Raw genomic sequence first — 728 nt, forward strand, 5'->3', positions numbered from 1 at the left:
ACAGTCGGGTGATTTTGCGTTAATCGCTGGTGAAGACCGTTTAGTCCCTGACTCTGTTCAAGTGGACCCAGCTCAAGTGGCAGACTTGATGGCAGAGCTTGCGGCTGAACTGACCTCAGGCGGCCAAGCGTTAACCTTCTCGTTGAATGCTGATGGTGACATCGTCGGTATGTTGGGTACTGAGGTGGCGCTGACGGTTAAGCTGTCTGCGGTACAAGACGGTCAAGATTTAACGGTGACCGTTGATATTGCGCAAAACGTGCCATTGGATCACAACAACACGGGTGATACAACGGGCTACATCAGGTCTGAAAACGACGAACTTCATATTAATGTGCCGGTTCAAGCCAAAGATACTGATGGCGATGATCTGACGACACCGGCCACAGTGGGCATCATTCTTAAAGACGGTGACGATCCTACATTCGGCACGGATACAGGCGTTACGATCAATGAATCTTCACAACAAGGTGATGTGATTAGTGGTCAGATCCCATTGGATGTGGGCTCTGATGCGATTCATACGATTGCTTTCCAAGCTGACCAACCAGGATTAATTGGCATTACGAGTAATGGTCTGCCAACTACCTTTACTGCTACTGGCGATACCCTGACAGTACTTGATAGTGCTGGCGACACCGTGATGACGGTAACTGTCGATACCGACGGTTCATATAAGGTTACCGTAACAGGTCCAATTGACCAAGGTGACAGCGAATCCACCAATA

General features: G+C 49.2%; 1 protein-coding gene. It reads left to right on the top strand.

Annotated elements, in window-relative coordinates:
• Window positions 1–728, top strand: a 728-nt coding sequence (locus tag C9J47_RS27540; RefSeq protein WP_170107585.1) for a hypothetical protein, incomplete at both ends; no start/stop codon positions are given.

The sequence above is a fragment of the Photobacterium indicum genome (genome assembly GCF_003026215.1).
Classification (GTDB): domain Bacteria; phylum Pseudomonadota; class Gammaproteobacteria; order Enterobacterales; family Vibrionaceae; genus Photobacterium; species Photobacterium indicum.